Origin of the sequence: Streptomyces sp. NPDC001678, assembly GCF_042892945.1 — a bacterium.
Taxonomy (GTDB): domain Bacteria; phylum Actinomycetota; class Actinomycetes; order Streptomycetales; family Streptomycetaceae; genus Streptomyces.
Map to the genome: position 1 here is coordinate 137,645 of NZ_JBIAUP010000011.1, position 16,374 is coordinate 154,018.

General features: G+C 70.9%; 17 protein-coding genes and 2 pseudogenes. 13 read left to right on the forward strand and 6 right to left on the reverse strand.

Annotated features, from left to right (window positions below; translation table 11 throughout):
* Window positions 1-149: 149 nt before the first annotated feature.
* Together ACFYZR_RS23090 and ACFYZR_RS23095 are read right to left on the reverse strand one after the other, a co-directional pair.
* Complete coding sequence (locus ACFYZR_RS23090; RefSeq protein ID WP_391913169.1) at window positions 150-479, reverse strand: hypothetical protein; 330 nt, start codon at window positions 477-479, stop codon at window positions 150-152.
* A gap of 5 nt (window positions 480-484) precedes the next feature.
* Entirely contained in the window at window positions 485-1,123 is a 639-nt protein-coding gene (locus ACFYZR_RS23095) for an ATP-dependent Clp protease proteolytic subunit (RefSeq protein WP_391913171.1), read from the reverse strand.
* Window positions 1,124-1,414: 291 nt separating this feature from the next.
* Here ACFYZR_RS23095 and ACFYZR_RS23100 point away from each other — a divergent pair, with 291 nt between their 5' ends.
* The 4 genes from ACFYZR_RS23100 (at window position 1,415) to ACFYZR_RS23115 (ending at window position 4,509) form a co-directional block, all read left to right on the forward strand.
* On the forward strand, window positions 1,415-1,543 hold the full coding sequence (locus ACFYZR_RS23100; protein ID WP_391913173.1) for a hypothetical protein: 129 nt from the start codon (window positions 1,415-1,417) through the stop codon (window positions 1,541-1,543).
* A 963-nt stretch (window positions 1,544-2,506) separates the two neighbouring features.
* Window positions 2,507-3,460, forward strand: coding sequence for an esterase/lipase family protein (locus ACFYZR_RS23105; protein ID WP_391913175.1), 954 nt, complete (start codon window positions 2,507-2,509; stop codon window positions 3,458-3,460).
* Window positions 3,461-3,481: 21 nt separating this feature from the next.
* Window positions 3,482-3,955, forward strand: coding sequence for an SDR family oxidoreductase (locus ACFYZR_RS23110; RefSeq protein WP_391913433.1), 474 nt, complete (start codon window positions 3,482-3,484; stop codon window positions 3,953-3,955).
* A gap of 176 nt (window positions 3,956-4,131) precedes the next feature.
* On the forward strand, window positions 4,132-4,509 hold the full coding sequence (locus tag ACFYZR_RS23115; protein WP_274911083.1) for a nuclear transport factor 2 family protein: 378 nt from the start codon (window positions 4,132-4,134) through the stop codon (window positions 4,507-4,509).
* A 72-nt stretch (window positions 4,510-4,581) separates the two neighbouring features.
* Here the strand turns inward: ACFYZR_RS23115 and ACFYZR_RS23120 are convergent.
* The 3 genes and pseudogenes from ACFYZR_RS23120 to ACFYZR_RS23130 form a co-directional block, all read right to left on the reverse strand.
* Window positions 4,582-4,848: pseudogene (locus ACFYZR_RS23120) on the reverse strand (IS630 family transposase); the annotation flags it as partial.
* A gap of 73 nt (window positions 4,849-4,921) precedes the next feature.
* A pseudogene (locus ACFYZR_RS23125) lies at window positions 4,922-5,155 on the reverse strand (ATP-binding protein); the annotation flags it as partial.
* Window positions 5,152-5,586, reverse strand: coding sequence for a hypothetical protein (locus ACFYZR_RS23130; protein WP_391913177.1), 435 nt, complete (start codon window positions 5,584-5,586; stop codon window positions 5,152-5,154). The pseudogene ACFYZR_RS23125 and the gene ACFYZR_RS23130, both read right to left, overlap by 4 nt.
* Window positions 5,587-5,958: 372 nt before the next feature.
* On the opposite strand from ACFYZR_RS23130, the gene ACFYZR_RS23135 reads away from it, so the two are divergent.
* From ACFYZR_RS23135 to ACFYZR_RS23170, 8 genes are all read left to right on the forward strand, one after another.
* Window positions 5,959-6,288 carry a type II toxin-antitoxin system Phd/YefM family antitoxin gene (locus tag ACFYZR_RS23135; protein ID WP_391913179.1) on the forward strand — a complete coding sequence of 110 codons (330 nt, stop codon included), beginning with the start codon at window positions 5,959-5,961 and terminating at the stop codon, window positions 6,286-6,288.
* Window positions 6,289-6,448: 160 nt separating this feature from the next.
* Window positions 6,449-6,751 carry an urease subunit gamma gene (locus ACFYZR_RS23140; RefSeq protein ID WP_229356557.1) on the forward strand — a complete coding sequence of 101 codons (303 nt, stop codon included), beginning with the start codon at window positions 6,449-6,451 and terminating at the stop codon, window positions 6,749-6,751.
* A 10-nt stretch (window positions 6,752-6,761) separates the two neighbouring features.
* On the forward strand, window positions 6,762-7,073 hold the full coding sequence (locus ACFYZR_RS23145; RefSeq protein ID WP_391913182.1) for an urease subunit beta: 312 nt from the start codon (window positions 6,762-6,764) through the stop codon (window positions 7,071-7,073).
* Window positions 7,066-8,787 (forward strand): urease subunit alpha, encoded by a 1,722-nt coding sequence (locus ACFYZR_RS23150; RefSeq protein WP_391913184.1) that lies wholly within the window; start codon window positions 7,066-7,068, stop codon window positions 8,785-8,787. Before ACFYZR_RS23145 ends, ACFYZR_RS23150 begins: the two co-directional genes overlap by 8 nt.
* A 19-nt stretch (window positions 8,788-8,806) precedes the next feature.
* On the forward strand, window positions 8,807-9,508 hold the full coding sequence (locus ACFYZR_RS23155) for an urease accessory protein UreF (RefSeq protein WP_391913186.1): 702 nt from the start codon (window positions 8,807-8,809) through the stop codon (window positions 9,506-9,508).
* A 51-nt stretch (window positions 9,509-9,559) separates the two neighbouring features.
* Complete coding sequence (ureG, locus tag ACFYZR_RS23160; RefSeq protein WP_391913188.1) at window positions 9,560-10,249, forward strand: urease accessory protein UreG; 690 nt, start codon at window positions 9,560-9,562, stop codon at window positions 10,247-10,249.
* Between the two features lie 47 nt (window positions 10,250-10,296).
* Window positions 10,297-11,088, forward strand: coding sequence for an urease accessory protein UreD (locus ACFYZR_RS23165; RefSeq protein WP_391913425.1), 792 nt, complete (start codon window positions 10,297-10,299; stop codon window positions 11,086-11,088).
* Between the two features lie 177 nt (window positions 11,089-11,265).
* A complete protein-coding gene (locus ACFYZR_RS23170) occupies window positions 11,266-12,873 on the forward strand; it encodes an alpha/beta hydrolase (protein WP_391913190.1) in 1,608 nt (535 codons plus the stop codon).
* Between the two features lie 158 nt (window positions 12,874-13,031).
* On the opposite strand, the gene ACFYZR_RS23175 is transcribed toward ACFYZR_RS23170, so the two are convergent.
* Window positions 13,032-14,693 (reverse strand): hypothetical protein, encoded by a 1,662-nt coding sequence (locus ACFYZR_RS23175; RefSeq protein ID WP_391913192.1) that lies wholly within the window; start codon window positions 14,691-14,693, stop codon window positions 13,032-13,034.
* A gap of 497 nt (window positions 14,694-15,190) precedes the next feature.
* Between ACFYZR_RS23175 and ACFYZR_RS23180 the strand changes: the two genes are divergently transcribed.
* On the forward strand, window positions 15,191-16,351 hold the full coding sequence (locus tag ACFYZR_RS23180; protein ID WP_391913194.1) for a 3-deoxy-7-phosphoheptulonate synthase: 1,161 nt from the start codon (window positions 15,191-15,193) through the stop codon (window positions 16,349-16,351).
* The last annotated feature ends 23 nt before the right edge of the window (window positions 16,352-16,374 follow it).

Consider the following 16,374-nt stretch of genomic DNA (forward strand, 5'->3'; position numbering starts at 1 on the left):
CTGCGGATTCCCCCTGGTGAGCCGGTCACCTGCGGCGCGGGCGATCACCCCGAGCGCAAACCGCGCGTACGGCCCGACATGATCACCACGGGTTGTCTACGATCCCATCCGCTGTCTGAAGGAGATCGAGGGAAGAATGTTTCCGCTCCTCAGTTCGCAACCGAAGGCGGCAAGGTCACCCGCAGCGCCCGGCGTTCACCGTCCAGGACCCGCATCGCCCGCGCCAGCGTTCCCGCGTACACCTGTCGTTCTCCCCGCTCGTACATCGTCGCCAGCGCGTCGCGCAGTCCCGCGGCCGCGACCACGAGCCTCTGCGCGGCTCGTAGCCCGCCGTACGTGTCCTGCGCGCGGGCCGGGTTGATCCGTCCGAGCTGATCCAGTACTTCCAGATAACGGTCGACCAGCTCGCCCTCGGCCCGGGTCAGCGCGGGCAGCGGCGGCAGCTCCGGAGGGAACCGGTGGGACGGCCCGTGCGGCATCCCGCTCACCTCTCCCTGGCCGGCGCGCCCTGCGCCCGGCGGTCGGCGACCACCGCGTCGGCCAGGCCGTGGGCCACGGCCCCCGCCGCGTCGAGGACGGTGTCGCGCTCGACGTCCCGCCGGATCCGCTCCGGGCTCCGCCCGGTGTGCAGCGCCAGCATCTCCACCAGGGTCTCCCGGGCGCGCAGCATCTCGGCGGCCTGGATCTCCAGGTCCGAGGGCTGCCCCCGGACGGGCTCGGGCAGGGCCGGCTCATGGACGAGGACCCGGGAGTGCGGCAGCACCATCCGCTTGCCGGGGGTGCCGGCCGCCAGCAGCACGGCGGCGGCCGAGGCGGCCTGGCCCAGGCAGTAGGTCTGGACGTCGCAGCCGACGTAGCGCATGGAGTCGTAGATGGCGCACATCGCGGAGAAGGAGCCGCCGGGGGAGTTGATGTAGAGCGCGATGTCCTGCCCTGGCGCCGCGTGCTCCAGGTGCATCAGCTGGGCGATCACATCGCTCGCCGCCGCGTCGTCGAGGGCCGTCCCGAGGAAGACCACACGCTCGGAGAACAGCTTGGAGTAGGGGTCGAAGGTGCGCGTCCCGCCGCTGGTGCGTTCGGTGAACTCCGGCAGGACGTGCCGGGCGAGGGGTCGATGGTCCATGGTCACGCCTTTCGAACGGGTCGATCGGTGATCTGTAAAAAATGTACAGGACGTACAGGGGATTAGAATGGGACCGGATTCTGGTGATCAAGTCAAATGCCCAGGTCGGAGGCCGGTTTGACGGTTTGTCGAGGGCGTACGTCTCACAAATTTCTCTACGAGCTTTCGTTTGGATCGCCGGGCGGACCAGGGGAAGGCTGGTCGAGGACGGGGTCCACGAGGGTCTGCATGGCCGAAGTTGGACGCTCATGCGCTCGTGGCCATGGGCGGTGTCGTGTGTGGCCTCAGGACATGGATGACATGCGCTGGGTGCTCGGCCTCGTCACGGTGCTGGAGCAGATCGCGTGGATGCGCCTCGCCCAGGGAGAGGTGGCCTGGGCGCAGGTGGCCAGGTATAGATGCCCGGCCGGGACGGCCTGACCATCGCCGCCGACCTCGAACGGGCGTTGCCCGGCTGCCGCACCATCATCTGCACGACCTTCAGCCGACCCGGCTTGACGGGATGGGGCCGGTCATGGCGGCCAGGCCCCTCAAGGCGTTCGGCTCTTCCCTGGTCGATCTCGGGAGTGCATCTCGGAGGGCCGAGAGCTCGCTCGCCGAGAGGCGGGCCATTGGCAGCACGGGAATGCCGGAGGTGGGGAGGCAGACACTGGCTGGTCCGTCTCTCGGGCGAGGAGCGCGATCGTGCGGTGCGTGCTTTGGACGGCCCGTCCCGGCGGGAGCCTTCGGTGAATGCCCCACGGTTCGTGCCCTTGCCGACGGGTGCGGGTTCGTCCTCGGTTGTCGTCCGAACACGCATCGCGGGCTCCTGGGCACGCGCGTGATGAAGCCTCGCCGGGTTGCTGACGGGGCATCTCAATGCAGAAGTCAAGCCGTCGCAGGCGCCGGTGCTGCGGTCGTGAACAGGTGTTTGTCCCTCAGCATCGCCCAGAGCACGTCCACCCTGCGACGGCCCGGGCATCGTCATGGCGACCAGCGCTGGCCGCTACGGGCCTGACCGACGCCATCATGAACGGTCTGCCACCGCACATCGCCCAAGTGATCTGCGGACACAGAGCTCGTAACGCGATCTTGTAGAGATGTGATGGCCGGGTGTGGCTGGTGTGATGATCCGGCTATTTGTGGGATGTGAGTACCAAGCCTGTGCTCCCCTCCCTTTAGGGTTTCCCGCCTTGATGTGTACACCGAGGGCCGGGAAGGTCGCCCCGGGGGCACGAGGCCGACGGTCCGGGATCCTCCTCGGGCAGTACCGGATCCGGAGAGGGGGTGACGGTGCGTCATCCGGTGAGGGCGTCGGGGGAGGTCACCCGGGGTTCCCTCCTCGGTCGGCACTCATGAGAAACATCGCGCGTGGTCCGAGTTCCGCACTCCTCAGGAGCCGTCTTGCACATACCCAGATACGCCACCGCCGTCTGTGCCGCCGTCGCGGCGACGGTCTTGGCCACCTCCACGTCCGCGGCAGCGGAGACCGGCCCGGCGCAGGACAATTTCCTTCCCGCCATGGGCTATTCCATCCTCCGCCTCGACATCGATCCGCCCGGCGCCAACGACTGGAACTGCCGTCCCAGCGCCGCCCACCCGCGTCCGGTCGTCCTGGTCCACGGCACCTACGAGAACCGCTACAACAACTGGGCCCGGATGTCACCCGAGCTGAAGGCCCAGGGCTACTGCGTCTACGCCCTCGACTTCGGCGACACCGACGACGCCGGAGTGGCTCTCGCTCCCACCGTCAAGGGCTACGGAGACATCAAGAAGTCCTCCAAGGAGCTGGCCGCCTTCGTGGACAAGGTGCTCGCCGCCAGCGGCTCCGGGCAGGTGGACCTCGTCGGCCACTCCCAGGGCGGGACCCTGTCCCGCTGGTATCTCAAGGCCGACGGTGGCGCGAACACGAGCGATCCCTCGAAGAACAAGGTCAAGAAGGTCGTCCAACTCGGCGCGACCAACCACGGCACCACCATAAGCGGCATCGAGACCCTCGCCGACAAGCTCCACATGCTGGAGTCCGGGGAGAAGCCCCTCGGGAAGGCGGGCATCCAGCAGTACGAGAAGTCCGACTTCATCAAGGAGCTCAACGCCGACGGGGACACCGTTCCCGGGGTCGACTACACCGTGATCGGCACGAAGTACGACGAGATCACCACCCCCTGGCAAAGCACGTTCATGGTGGCGGGCCCTGGAGCAACGGTGCAGAACATCACCTTGCAGGAGGGCTGCTTCGTCGACTTCTCCGCCCATCTGAGCATGTCGTACAGCCCGCGTGCGATCGGACTGGTCAAGCGGGCCCTGGACCCCTCAGCCCCGGCGGCTCCTTGTGTGCCGAGGGCTCCCGCCTTCTGATTTCCGGCCCGAAGGTCCGTCTTGGCCGATCTCGACCTGCCCGCCGCAGCCGAAGTCGTGACCGCCGACCTCACCCGGCCCGACACGCTGCGCCCCGCACTCGACGGCGTGCGCAGGGTGTTTCTCTACGCCCCACCGGCCAGTGCGGAAGGCTTTGCCACGATGGCCGCCGAGGCGGACCTGGAAGGCGTCGTACTGCCCTGGACACCGGTGCGGCCCCTGGTCCTGGCGAGCAACAGCCTGGGCTGGGCGGAGTCGATCCGGCCGAGCGGCCTCGTGCGGCTGGTCCGCCCCGACGCCGTCACGGCGCCGGTCCACGAACGCGACGTCGCCGCCGTCGCGGTCACGGCCCTGGGTATCGGCACGCGCCACGGTCGTCATCGTCGAGGAAAAAGAGCCGCTCCAGTTCCGGACGCGTGGGCACCTCAGCGAACGTCCCGTACGCCTCGGCCTGCTCATCAGTCAGGAACTCCACCGGCACGAGGCGGACCGTAGCCAGCGCCGGCACCCGCTCGACGATCTTTCCACGAACCTCAGCGAGGCCGCAGAACGGTTTGCCAGCCGACCAAGATCAATCTCACCGGGATTTCCTGTACCCCAACTACTCACACCCGTGATCGGAAGGCGGCTCGCGGGACGAGCGCACGTGCAACGGCTGGTATTACTGGGGCATGCAGGAAGAGACGGCACGCTCCGCGATCGACACGTTCATCTCCGCGTTCAACGCCTCGGACGACAGCTATGTGACTGCCCTGCTCTCCCAGGCCCTGACCTCGGACGTGGTCTTCTGGGGGCCGTTGGGTCGCAGTGAAGGAATCGCGGCGGTCGAGCGGTTCGTGCTGGACATCCGGCGCCACCCGGCGGGGACCGGCACGATGGTGCGCTGCTCAGCGGTGGACATGCCTGACGAGTGGGCCCGGTACCGGTGGGTCTTCACCACGCCGGATGGAGGCCCCCGCCTGGCGGGAACGGACGTCGTCCATCTGCGGCGGAGCCTCATCGACCAGGTCATCGTCTTTGCGGGGGAGATCGAGCCGTCCGCCTCCTGAGTCGTCCTTTTGTTGCTGTTCTTCTCGTGAGCTTGTCCCTTTCGGCAGTCCGGTGCTGCGGTTCGCGGTCGCTCAGGCTGCGGCGTTGAGGGGGCGTCCGCCCCAGCGGATGCCCTTTTCGCTGCGGATGCGGGTGCGTTCCTTGCGGTGGGCGGCAAGTACGTCGGGGTGGCGGGCGTTGGCGTTGCGCCGGCGCGGGTAGCGGTGCGGTGCCTGGGTTTGTGTGGGGTGGCTGCGGTGGTGGGAGTTGGCCAGGGTGAACTGCCGCAGCGGGCCGAAGTGGGCCTCGATCGGGTTGGCCCAGGATGCGTAGGCCGGGGTGAAGCACAGCTCGACCAGCGGGGTGGGCGACTGCCGGCGGGGTCGACCGCGCCGCCGGCTGGGGCCGGCGGGGGCTGGAGTCGTGGACCTCGACGCGGACGACGCCGTCCTCGACGCTCATCGCGACGTGGAAGCCACGGCCGCGGCGTGTGCCGTGCGCGAGGGCGTTGGTGGCCAGCTCGAAGGCACAGAGGCGGACGTCATCGGCCCACCCCTTCCGGCTACAGGCGGTCAGGGCGCGAACGACGAAGTCCCGGGCCTGACCCACGGATTCGGGGACAGGGGCGAAGAAGCGTTTGATGGCATCGGGCATGACGAGCCTCATGTCTCGGCCTCCAGAGCAGGGACTGAGCTGGGAGTGCGGCGGTGAGAGTGGGTGGGCGCCCGGCGGGTGATGTTGTCGCGGACGACCATCAGCCGGATTCCGGATCGGGCGATCTCCCGCTGCCGCTCGGCGGCTATCGGTTCGGTCCCCAGGTGGGACGTAGCGGGCAGGACCACTCCGTAGACATCCGGCAGATCGAACACATCCAGTAGCCCGGTGAACGCCGCGCTGCTGGCGCTGCTGCCGCCGCGCTCGATGAAGATCGCTCCCAGCACCAGCTCGTGGCTGCGGCAGTACTCCGCCAGGGCCCCGGTCAGGGCCGTCTGCCGGGCCGTGGAGCTCTTGAGGAGTCGCTCGTCCGGGTCCAGGCCAGCCCGGGTGGCCTCCTTCTCCCGGAACTCCGCGTCGTACCTCTTGCGAATCTCCGCCATCAAACTTCCCCATAGCGGACATCTCCGTACTGCGAGAGGAGGGCGGCTCGATGAGCCGCCGGATGCGGGCCCCGCGTGTCCAGCGGTGAGAGGAGGGCCGGCACCCTGATGGCGGCGCCCGGGCCCTCCTGCTCGATTCGACGGGCGGGCACACGCCCGGCCGGAGCTGCGTGCGAGGGCAGTGGAGCGGGGCGTTCCGCCGCGCCGGAGACCTGCCAGGGTTCAGTGCGACCAGATAGCTCTTCGTCTCACCTCGTCTCACGCATCTCTCAAACACGAGAGCGCACGGGAGCGCGCGAGTACCTCTGACCTGGATCTTCGCTTTCGTCACGGACTACGGTGGACCAGGTGGACATTGCCTAGGCTAGGGCCATGGCCTACGAGATTCCTGTGACGCAAGCCCGAGCCGAGCTGGCGGACCTCATCAACCGTGTCGTCTACGGCGGCGAGCGGGTCGTCGTCACCCGTCACGGGAAGCCGCTGGTGGCCCTGGTCTCCGCCGACGACCTGCGACGACTCGAGGAGGAGGCGGCCGGGGCGGCCGCGCCGGAGGAGCCGGTGATCAGCACGGTCGCCACGGTCCGCCCGGTGTCGGCGTCCGCTCCGGGCGAACGCGGCCGCTTCGGCATCGCGGCCGAGCACCGGGGCCACGGGAGCATGGCCGCCGACCACCGTGACCCGGGCGGCACCGCCCGGCACTGACACCCCGGCGCGCACGGCGCCCGTCCGCGCCTGCGCCGGTCATGGACGCACCAAAAATCGGTCATCCCGGTTAACGCGTTGGAAAAGCTTGCGCCCTAATCTGCGGTCAGGAGCCGCGGGGAGAAGAACCCCAGGTCAACACTGTGTTGAGGTGGGTTACATGCAACTTTCCCCGCACGAGCAGGAACGGCTGCTCATCCATGTGGCCGCCGACGTCGCGGAGCGGCGCCGGGCCCGCGGGCTGCGCCTCAACCACCCCGAAGCGGTGGCCCTGATCACCGCCCACATCCTCGAGGGCGCCCGCGACGGCCGCACCGTCGCCGAGCTGATGTCCTCGGGGCGCAAGGTCCTCACCCGCGACGAGGTCATGGACGGCATCCCCGAGATGATCCACGACGTCCAGGTCGAGGCCACTTTCCCGGACGGGACGAAGCTCGTCACCGTCCACGAACCCATCGCGTGACGGGGGCACCATGATTCCCGGAGAGATCCTCCACGCCGACGCGCCCGTACGGCTCAACGAAGGGTCGCGACGCGTCCGGCTGGCCGTCCTCAATGCCGCCGACCGGCCCGTCCAGGTCGGCTCCCACTACCACTTCGCCGAGGCCAACCCGGGCCTCGCCTTCGACCGCGCGGCCGCCCACGGCCTGCGCCTCGACATAGCCGCCGGCACCGCCGTGCGCTTCGAGCCGGGCATCCCGGTCGAGGTCGACCTCGTGCCCATCGGCGGCAAGCGCGTCGTCGAGGGGCTGCGCGGCGAGTGCGGGGGACCGCTCGATGCCTGAGCTGACCCGCGCCGAGTACGCCGCGCTCTACGGGCCGACGGCCGGCGACCGGATCCGCCTCGCCGACACCAGTCTGCTGGTGGAGATCGAGGAGGACCGCTGCGGCGGCCCCGGCCACGCCGGGGACGAGGCGGTCTTCGGCGGCGGCAAGGTCATCCGCGAGTCGATGGGCCAGTCGCGCGTCACCCGCGCCGAGGGCGCCCCCGACACCGTGATCACCGGCGCCGTCGTCCTCGACCACTGGGGGATCGTCAAGGCCGACGTGGGCATCCGCGACGGACGGATCACCGGCATCGGCAAGGCCGGTAACCCCGACACCATGGACGGAGTCCACCCCGACCTCGTCATCGGCCCCGAGACGGAGATCATCTCCGGCAACGGCAGGATCCTCACCGCCGGCGCCGTCGACGCCCACGTCCACTTCATCTGCCCCCAGCTCGCCGACGAGGCGCTGGCCTCCGGCGTCACCACGCTCGTGGGCGGCGGCACCGGCCCCGCCGAGGGCAGCAAGGCCACCACCATCACCCCCGGCTCCTGGCACCTCGCCCGGATGTTCGAGGCCATGGAGGGGCACCCGGTCAACATAGGCCTCCTCGGCAAGGGCAACACCGTCTCGCACGACGCGATGCGCGCCCAACTGCGGGCCGGAGCCGTCGGATTCAAGATCCATGAGGACTGGGGCGCCACCCCCGCCGCCATCGACGCCTGTCTGAGCGTGTGCGAGGAGAGCGGCGCCCAGCTCGCCATCCACACCGACACCCTCAACGAGGCGGGCTTCGTCGGCGACACCCTCGCCGCCATCGCCGGACGCTCCATCCACGCGTACCACACCGAGGGCGCGGGCGGCGGCCACGCGCCCGACATCATCACGGTGGTCTCCGAGGCCAACGTCCTGCCCAGCTCCACCAACCCCACCCGGCCGCACACCGTCAACACCGTCGAGGAGCACCTCGACATGCTGATGGTCTGCCACCACCTCAACCCCGCCGTCCCCGAGGACCTCGCCTTCGCCGAGTCCCGGATCCGGCCCGGCACGATCGCCGCCGAGGACGTCCTCCACGACCTCGGCGCCATCTCGATCATCTCCTCCGACTCCCAGGCCATGGGGCGCATCGGCGAGGTGGTCCTGCGCACCTGGCAGACCGCGCACGTGATGAAGGAACGGCGCGGCGCCCTGCCCGGCGACGGCCGCGCCGACAACCGGCGGGCCCGCCGCTACGTCGCCAAGTACACGATCAACCCCGCCGTCGCCCAGGGACTCGACCACGAGATCGGCTCCGTCGAGACCGGCAAGCTCGCCGACCTGGTGCTGTGGGAGCCCGCGTTCTTCGGCGTCCGTCCCCTGCTCGTCCTCAAGGGCGGACAGATCGCCTACGCGCAGATGGGCGACGCCAACGCCTCCATCCCCACCCCCCAGCCCATCCTCCCGCGCCCCATGTTCGGCGCCCGGGGCAGGGCGCCCGCCGCCAACTCCCTCAACTTCGTCACCCAGTGGGCGCTGGACGACGGGCTGCCCGAGCGGCTGGGCCTGGGCAAACGCTTCGTCCCCATCCTTGACACCCGCCGCCTCACCAAGGCGGACATGCGCGAGAACGACGCCCGCCCCCGCGTGGAGGTGGACCCGGACACCTTCACGGTGACCATCGAGGGGGAGCCGGTCGAGCCGCGCCCGGCGACGGAGTTGCCCATGGCCCAGCGGTACTTCCTCTTCTGATGGGCCACCGATGAGCACCATGTCCGACAGCCGGCCGGCGGGCGGCGCCCTGTCCGCCGCGCTCCTCGTCCTGGCCGACGGCCGCTTCCCCGCCGGGGGCCACGCCCACTCCGGCGGCGCCGAGGCGGCCGTCAAGGCGGGCCGGGTCACGGACGGCGCGTCCCTGGAGGCCTTCTGCCGGGGACGGCTGCACACCGCCGGGCTGACCGCGGCCGGGCTCGCCGCGGCCGCGGCCGCCGGGATCGACCCGCTCGACCTCGACGCCGCCGCCGACGCCCGCACCCCCTCACCGGCCCTGCGCGCCGCCGCGCGCCGGCTCGGCCGGCAGCTGATGCGCGCCGCGCGCGCCGCCTGGCCGTCGCCCGGGCTCGACGCCCTCGCGGCGGCCCTGCCGCGCGGCGCCCACCAGCCCGTCGTCCTCGGGCTGGTGGCGCGCTCCGCCGGGCTGGGGCCGCTCGCCGCCGCTCACGCCGCCGCGTACGAGGCGGTGAGCGGGCCGGCGACGGCGGTGGTGCGGCTGCTGAGCCTCGATCCGTTCGAGGCGACGGCGGTGCTGGCGCGGCTGGCGCCGGAGCTCGACGCGGTGGCGGCGTCGGCGGCCGAGGCGGCGCTGCGGGCGCTCGACGAGGGGACCGACGCCCTGCCCGCGCCGGCGGCGCCGCTGCTCGACATCACGGCGGAGCAGCACGCGGCCTGGCCGGTGCGGCTGTTCGCCACGTAATCACTGTCTCCCGGGGGCTCCGCCCCCGGACCCCCGCCCCCGGAGGGAACCGTGCACCTCGATCACCCCGACACCTACCCCCACCGCCACACCTACAGCGCCGCCGCGCCCACCCGCCCCGACGGCACCCGCCGTGCCCTGCGGATCGGGCTCGGCGGGCCCGTCGGGTCCGGCAAGACGGCGACGGTCGCCGCCCTGTGCCGCGCGCTGCGCGAGCGGTTGTCCATCGCCGTCGTCACCAACGACATCTACACCCGCGAGGACGCCGAGTTCCTGCTGCGCAATGCCGTGCTGCCGCCCGAGCGCATCACCGCCGTGGAGACGGGCGCCTGCCCGCACACCGCCATCCGCGACGACATCTCCGCCAACCTCGAAGCCGTCGAGGACCTGGAGGACGCGGTCGGCCCGCTGGACCTCGTCCTGGTGGAGTCCGGCGGCGACAACCTCACCGCCACCTTCTCCAAGGGCCTCGTCGACGCGCAGATCTTCGTCATCGACGTGGCCGGCGGTGACGACATCCCCCGCAAGGGCGGCCCCGGCCTGACCACCGCCGATCTGCTGGTCGTCAACAAGACCGACCTCGCCCCGTACGTCGGCGTCGACCTGGAGGGCATGGCGCGCGACGCCAAGGCCCAGCGCGGGGAGCTCCCGGTGGCCTTCACCTCGCTCGCCACCGAGGGCGGCGTCGCGCCCGTACGGGACTGGGTGCTGGAGCGGCTCGCGATCTGGACGGCGGCGTGACTCCACCGGCCGCCGTGGCCACGGCGCTCGCGCCCGACCCCGCCGCTGTGGCCACGGCGCTCGCGCCCGACCCCGCCGGCGTGGTGGCGGCGGCCCGGATCGTCGCCGCCCCCGACGGCAGGGGCGGCACCGCCCTGCCCGTCCTGGAAGGCGGGGGGCCGTTCGCCCTGCGCCGGATCGGCGGGCGCGGGGCCGAGGCCCGGGTGGCGCTCGTGGGTGCCATGAGCGCCCCGCTCGGCGGTGACCGGCTGACGCTCGGCGCCCGCGTCGAGCGCGGCGCCGCGCTGTCCTTCTCCACCACGGCCGCCACGATCGCCCTGCCGGGCCGTACGGGCGCGCCCGCCACCTACGACACCCGTATCGACGTGGCCGACGGCGCCGCCCTGCGCTGGCTGCCCGAGCCGCTGATCTCCGCGCACGGCAGCGACGTCCGGACGACCACCCGCGTCGCGCTCGGTGCCGGGGCCCGGCTGCTGCTCCGCGAGGAGCAGGTCCTGGGCCGGGCGGGCGAGCCACCGGGACGGCTGCGCTCCCGGCTGACGGTCCACCTCGCCGGGCGGCCGCTGTTCGACCAGGAGCTGGGCTACGGACCGGGGGTGCCCGGCTGGGACGGCGGCGCGGTGCTCGGCGGGCACCGCGCGGTCGGCCAGCTCGTCGTCGTGCACCCGGTCTTCGAGGAGCGGCCGATGACGGCCCGCGCGCTCGGCGCCACCGCCGCCGTCACCCCGCTCGCCGGCCCGGCCGTCGTGGTGAGCGCGGTCGCACGGGACGCACTGGGACTGCGCAAGGTGCTGGATTCCTGGACAAGCGAGCTGAACGACGTAATCCGGGTGTTTTAGCGGCAGCTGGTGTGAAGGCCACCACCTGTGCCGCGCCTTGTTCCGTCATCTTTACGGATTAGTAAAGAACGCCCTCACACCCTGTCCTTTGTGGCAGGGGAGGCGGAAGGATTCCCCGCAGACCGCGTGATCATCGCTGCCCTCCGGGCGGCGTACAAAGCAGGGGGAATTACTGTCTTGAGACCCAACGCGATAGCCGGCGCGGCCGGCACCGTGCTGGCCGGTACGCTCGTCGCCGGTTTCCTGGCGGCTCCGACGGCGGGCGCGGCGCAGGCCGTGCCGGGAGGCGCCGCCGAGGCCAAGGGCGTGAAGATCGCCGCCGAGCGTGCCGCGAAGACGGGCGTGCAGTGGCAGGACTGTCCCGCCGACTGGGGCCAGCTGCCGAAGCCGATCCAGTGCGGCTTCGTGACGGTCCCCGTCGACTACGCCAAGCCCAACGGCCGCACCATCAAGATCGCCGTGGACCGGGCCAAGTCCACCGGCACCGCGAGCGAGCGCCAGGGCGCGCTCGTCTACAACCCGGGCGGCCCCGGCGGCTCCGGCCTGCGCTTCCCCACGCGGGTCACGACCAAGAACCCGCTCTACGCCAACATCGCCAAGGCGTACGACTTCGTGGGCTTCGACCCGCGTGGCGTCGGTCGCTCGGCCCCGATCTCCTGCGTCGACCCCCAGGAGTTCGTCAAGGCCCCCAAGGCCGACCCGGTGCCCTCCAGCGAGGCCGACAAGCGCGCCCAGCGCAAGCTGGCCAAGGAGTACGCGGACGGCTGCTTCGAGCGCAGCGGCGACCTCCTGCCGTACCTGACGACGACGAACACCGCCCGTGACGTGGACGTCGTCCGCGCCGCCCTCGGCGAGAAGAAGCTCAACTACCTGGGCGTCTCCTACGGCACCTACCTCGGCGCCGTCTACGGCACGCTCTTCCCGACGCACGTCCGTCGCATGATCGTCGACAGCGTCGTCAACCCGGCCCAGGACAACATCTGGTACAAGGCCAACCTCGAGCAGGACATCGCCTTCGAGGGCCGGTTCAAGGACTGGGAGAAGTGGGTCGCCCAGCACGACGACGCCTTCCACCTCGGCGCCACCCAGGCCACGGTCCACCAGAACTGGCTGAAGCTCCGCGCCTCCGCCAAGGCCAAGCCCATCGCCGGGCTCGTCGGCCCGGCCGAGCTGATCGGCTGGTTCCAGAAGGCCGCGTACTACGACTCCTCGTGGGTGCCGGTCGCCCAGACCTGGAGCAAGTACGTCGCCGGTGACGAGAAGCCGCTGGTCCAGGCCGCCGGCCCGGACATGGCCGACAAGGCGGGCAACATCGCCTCGGAGAACGGCAACGCCGTCTACACCGCGGTCGAGTGCGCCGACGCCAAGTGGCCCACCAACTGGAACAAGTGGGACCGGGACAACACCCGCGTGGACCGTCAGGCCCCGTTCATGACGTGGTCCAACGCCTGGATGAACCTGCCCTGCGCCACCTGGAAGGGCCCGCAGTACAACCCGATCGAGGTCACCACGCACAAGGGCCTGCCGCAGACCCTCATCGTGCAGTCCGACCGTGACGCCGCCACCCCCTACGAGGGCGCGGTCGAGCTGCACAAGCGCTTCCGCGGCTCGCAGCTGATCACGGAGAAGGGCGCCGGCTCCCACGGCGTCACCGGTCTCGTCAACCCCTGCATCAACACCAAGGTCGACGCCTACCTCCTGACCGGCAAGCTCACCGGCGGCTCCGACGTGACGTGCACCCCGCACGCCACCCCCGAGCCCCCGAAGGCCACCGCCGCCAAGTAGTCCCCGGTAGCGATACCTGTAGCGTCTGCGCCCCGGCCCGATATGGGCCGGGGCGCAGTCTCTTTTTCCGCGACTCGGGAGCAATCATGCCGCCGGGAAGCCGGAGCTCTGCGCCGCACGATTCGGTGGTGTCCTGAACACCACCGACCCCGGGGCCATCAGAGCATCGGGGGCCAGTAAAAGTCATGCCAGTAATCCGAGGTGGCGGCGGACTGAAGCTGCTCGTCATCACTGGTAGCGGCGGGCTGCGGCTGGTTGTCATCACCTGACACCTCGCTGTGGAACTCCGCGAGCCGCTGCCGGACCGCCTCGGCGTTCTCATCGAGCCAGTCTCGCAGCGCGCGTTCCTCGGCGAGTTTCTCAGGGGGTTTGACCGGCGGTTCAGCCAGATGGCGCTCGATGTGCAGAGCTATCAGCCGTAACAGCTCCGGATCGTCGAAGTAGGAGGTGTGCACCAGCGCGCCATCGGCGCGCGGTCGTTGTCCGGCAGCCGCTGCCTGCGGCAGTGGGACGCCGTCCAACGCGGCCCGCGCGAGCATCTGCCGGATCGCCGGGGCCAGTTGCGCCGACCTGGAGTCGGCGCGCTCCGTCAACCGGGCGGCGAGCAACTCGGGCAGGCCTGGAGGAAGGCGGTCCAGCGGCAGTGGCCAGGCTGCGGCGTAGACCAGGCTGGTCTGCGGCAGATCGTTGCCCTGGACGGCGTGCAGCAGTGTTCGCGAGATCCAGGCAGAGAGCCGTGGGCCGATCCAGCGGTTGAAAGCACTGCCCAGCGGCGACTTCACCACGTGGGTGAGCTTCCAGAGCGAAGCGTCGGGGATCATGCCGGCGACGGATATCGGGTTACCGATCCGGACCGGGATGCGCTGAGCCGGGACATTCGCTCTGGTCGGTTCCCATGACTTGCGTTCCTGCGGACGGCGCCACAACCAGGCGTAGGACGGCGCGCGCGGCGCGACGCCCTTGAGCACCCCGATAGCCTCATCATCTGTGGCCCAGAGACCGAGCCAGCGGTCCGCGAACCGCTCGAAGACTTTGCGGGAGGCGCGGGCCCGGTGGGTCAGCCCATCAGTGAACATCACTTGATTGGCCGGGCCTGCCATCAACATCCCCAGAACTGCCAGCCCCAGCAGGCCCCACAACACCAGCAGCCAAACCGTCGGCGGATGGATCCCGCGCAGCGTGATCAGTACGAGCAAGGCAAGCGCTGGTCCTCCCAGGAAGAATCCAAGGAAGCTGATCATATGCAGCAGAAGCAGGGGCAGGACGAACATGGCCTTTCCCGGCGTCGTTTGGACGTCATCCCCCGAAAGGGTGTACTGCGGGTGGCGCCAGCCGAGGACCAAACGGGTCGGCCGGGGCAGGAAATGCAGGAACGGCGTACCCACCGTGGTCACGCTGCGCAGACCTGTTAGCCGCGCGTCGACCCGCACTTGCTGACGCCCTCGTCGGTGCGTCAGGCTGTACGGTATCCAACTGCCCTCTGCGATGATTTGCGCTGAGACCAGCGTCTCCCAAATCACCGATCCGCCGTGGCTGTGCCCCACCAGGTGGTATTTCCGCTCCCGCTCCTCCAGCTTCAGGAGCAGATCCAACAGCTCGGCGCCGGCCTTGAGGCGCTTCGACTGAGCGTTGATACCGCTCCAGTGGAAGAGCCCGATCTCCTCGCCCGGCTCCGGCAGCGCGGCCCCCTTGGGGAGCACCGCCGCCAGCGCCTTCCAGCAGGCACTGTCCCGCTGCCACCAGCGCGGCCCCTCATCGCGCTGATCCTTGTCACCGGCGAAGGTGCCATGAACCAGAATGACCAGCTCATCTGACCCCACGTTAGCCGCCTGCCCGACATGCCCCCATCGGCAAACACGGCGTGCGCCTCTGCGCCCCACTCGCACGCTCATCGCCCAGGCCGACATGCGTACAGACGCGCAGCGCCGCATCGCTGCCCCCGATGAGGTGATCAGCTTGATGCGGGAGAGGGCAGCCGACGCTCCTGCAGGTCCCGTATTCCCCCGGCGGGTGCAGATAAAGACCTAGGTCGCGGATCAGCTCGACACGGCGGCCCCTTGGCGACACCGATCAGCCGGAGGATGCTCGGCCACCAGCCGACGTTGCGCGGGGTGGGGGAGGGCCGCCCGGTGGTGACGGTGTCGAAGGACGCTACGGACAAAGCCACTTGAGGCGAGCGGCCACCCCGCCCGCCGGCTCCGTCGCCCCGACACCCGCCCCGGGCGGTTCTTGACGGGGCCCCGCGCGTGGGCTGGAATTCCTGGGCCGGACATCCCGCCGGTCGCCGTGCGCGGCCGGCCCGCTCAGGGACGGGGACATGACTCCACTGCCGCAGGCAGGACCGCCGGTGACGGGCGGGCCGCTTCAGGATCTGCCCCCGCTGGTCTTCGCCGAGGAGTGCGACCGGCTGCGGGACCGGCTCGCGGCCGTCGCCCGGGGTGAGGCGTTCCTGCTGCAAGGGGGCGAGAGCGCGCGGAGTTTCGGCGGGACGACCGCCGATTCCGTCGGCGGGATCCTCCGGACGCTCCTTCAGATGGCCGTGGTCCTCACCTACGCGGCCTCGGTCCCGGTGGTCAAGGTCGGCCGGGTCGACTTCGGCCGCGTCGACTTCGGCGGGCCCACCGGCTCCGGCGACCCCGGCTCCCACCGGCTGCGCCGGATGTACGAGGCGTCGGCGACTACGCTCAATCTCGTACGCGCCTTCGGCATCGGAGGGCATGCCGACCTCCATCAAGTGCACGAGTGGAACCGCGGTTTCGTGACCGACTCCCCGGCCCGCCGGCGCTACACGGAGCTCGCCGACGGGATCGAGCGCTCCCTGCGTTTTATGCACGCGTGCGGGGTCGACCCCAAGGAGGTCCACACCGTCGACTTCTTCGCGGGCCACGAGGGGCGGCGGCTCGACTACGAGGAGGCGCTCACCCGCACCGACGGCCGCACCGGGCTGCCCTACGCGACCAGCGCCCATCTGCTGTGGACCGCCCTGCCCGGCCGGGAGGCGGACGGCGAGCACATCGCGTACCTCTCCCGGATCCACAACCCCGTCGCCGTGGAGCTCGGCCCCGGCGCCGACCCGGACACCGTCCTCGCCTGCGTCGACCGGCTCGACCCGGACCGCGTCCCCGGCAGGCTCACCTTCATCGCCCGGATGGGCGCCGGGGCCGTCCGCGACCGGCTGCCCGAGCTGGTGCGCAAGGCGGCGGGGGAGGGCGCCGCGCCCGCCTGGGTCTGCGACCCCGTGCACGGCAACACCGTCCGGACGGCCGACGGCCGCACGGCCTGTGACTTCGACGCCCTCCTCGACGAGGTCCGGGGCTTCTTCGAGGTCCACCGGGCCTGCGGCACCCACGCGGGCGGCATCCATGTGGCGCTGACCGGCGACCGGGCCGACGGGGACCGCCGCGGCGCCCGGCTCGACCGGGCCCAGTCCCTCGACCTGGCGTTCCTCGTCGCCGAGATGATGGGGGAGCGGGCCTGACCGACGGCCCGGTCGCTCCCCCG

Coding starts and splice junctions, on each gene's coding strand:
- ACFYZR_RS23115 (WP_274911083.1), top strand. CDS start 4,132: ATGCAGGAAGAGACGGCACGCTCCGCGATCGACACGTTCATCTCCGCG.
- ACFYZR_RS23150 (WP_391913184.1), top strand. CDS start 7,066: ATGCCTGAGCTGACCCGCGCCGAGTACGCCGCGCTCTACGGGCCGACG.
- ACFYZR_RS23155 (WP_391913186.1), top strand. CDS start 8,807: ATGTCCGACAGCCGGCCGGCGGGCGGCGCCCTGTCCGCCGCGCTCCTC.
- ACFYZR_RS23090 (WP_391913169.1), bottom strand. CDS start 479: ATGCCGCACGGGCCGTCCCACCGGTTCCCTCCGGAGCTGCCGCCGCTG.
- ACFYZR_RS23135 (WP_391913179.1), top strand. CDS start 5,959: ATGGCCTACGAGATTCCTGTGACGCAAGCCCGAGCCGAGCTGGCGGAC.
- ACFYZR_RS23140 (WP_229356557.1), top strand. CDS start 6,449: ATGCAACTTTCCCCGCACGAGCAGGAACGGCTGCTCATCCATGTGGCC.
- ACFYZR_RS23130 (WP_391913177.1), bottom strand. CDS start 5,586: ATGGCGGAGATTCGCAAGAGGTACGACGCGGAGTTCCGGGAGAAGGAG.
- ACFYZR_RS23180 (WP_391913194.1), top strand. CDS start 15,191: ATGACTCCACTGCCGCAGGCAGGACCGCCGGTGACGGGCGGGCCGCTT.
- ACFYZR_RS23100 (WP_391913173.1), top strand. CDS start 1,415: ATGGATGACATGCGCTGGGTGCTCGGCCTCGTCACGGTGCTGGAGCAG.
- ACFYZR_RS23145 (WP_391913182.1), top strand. CDS start 6,762: ATGATTCCCGGAGAGATCCTCCACGCCGACGCGCCCGTACGGCTCAAC.
- ACFYZR_RS23095 (WP_391913171.1), bottom strand. CDS start 1,123: ATGGACCATCGACCCCTCGCCCGGCACGTCCTGCCGGAGTTCACCGAA.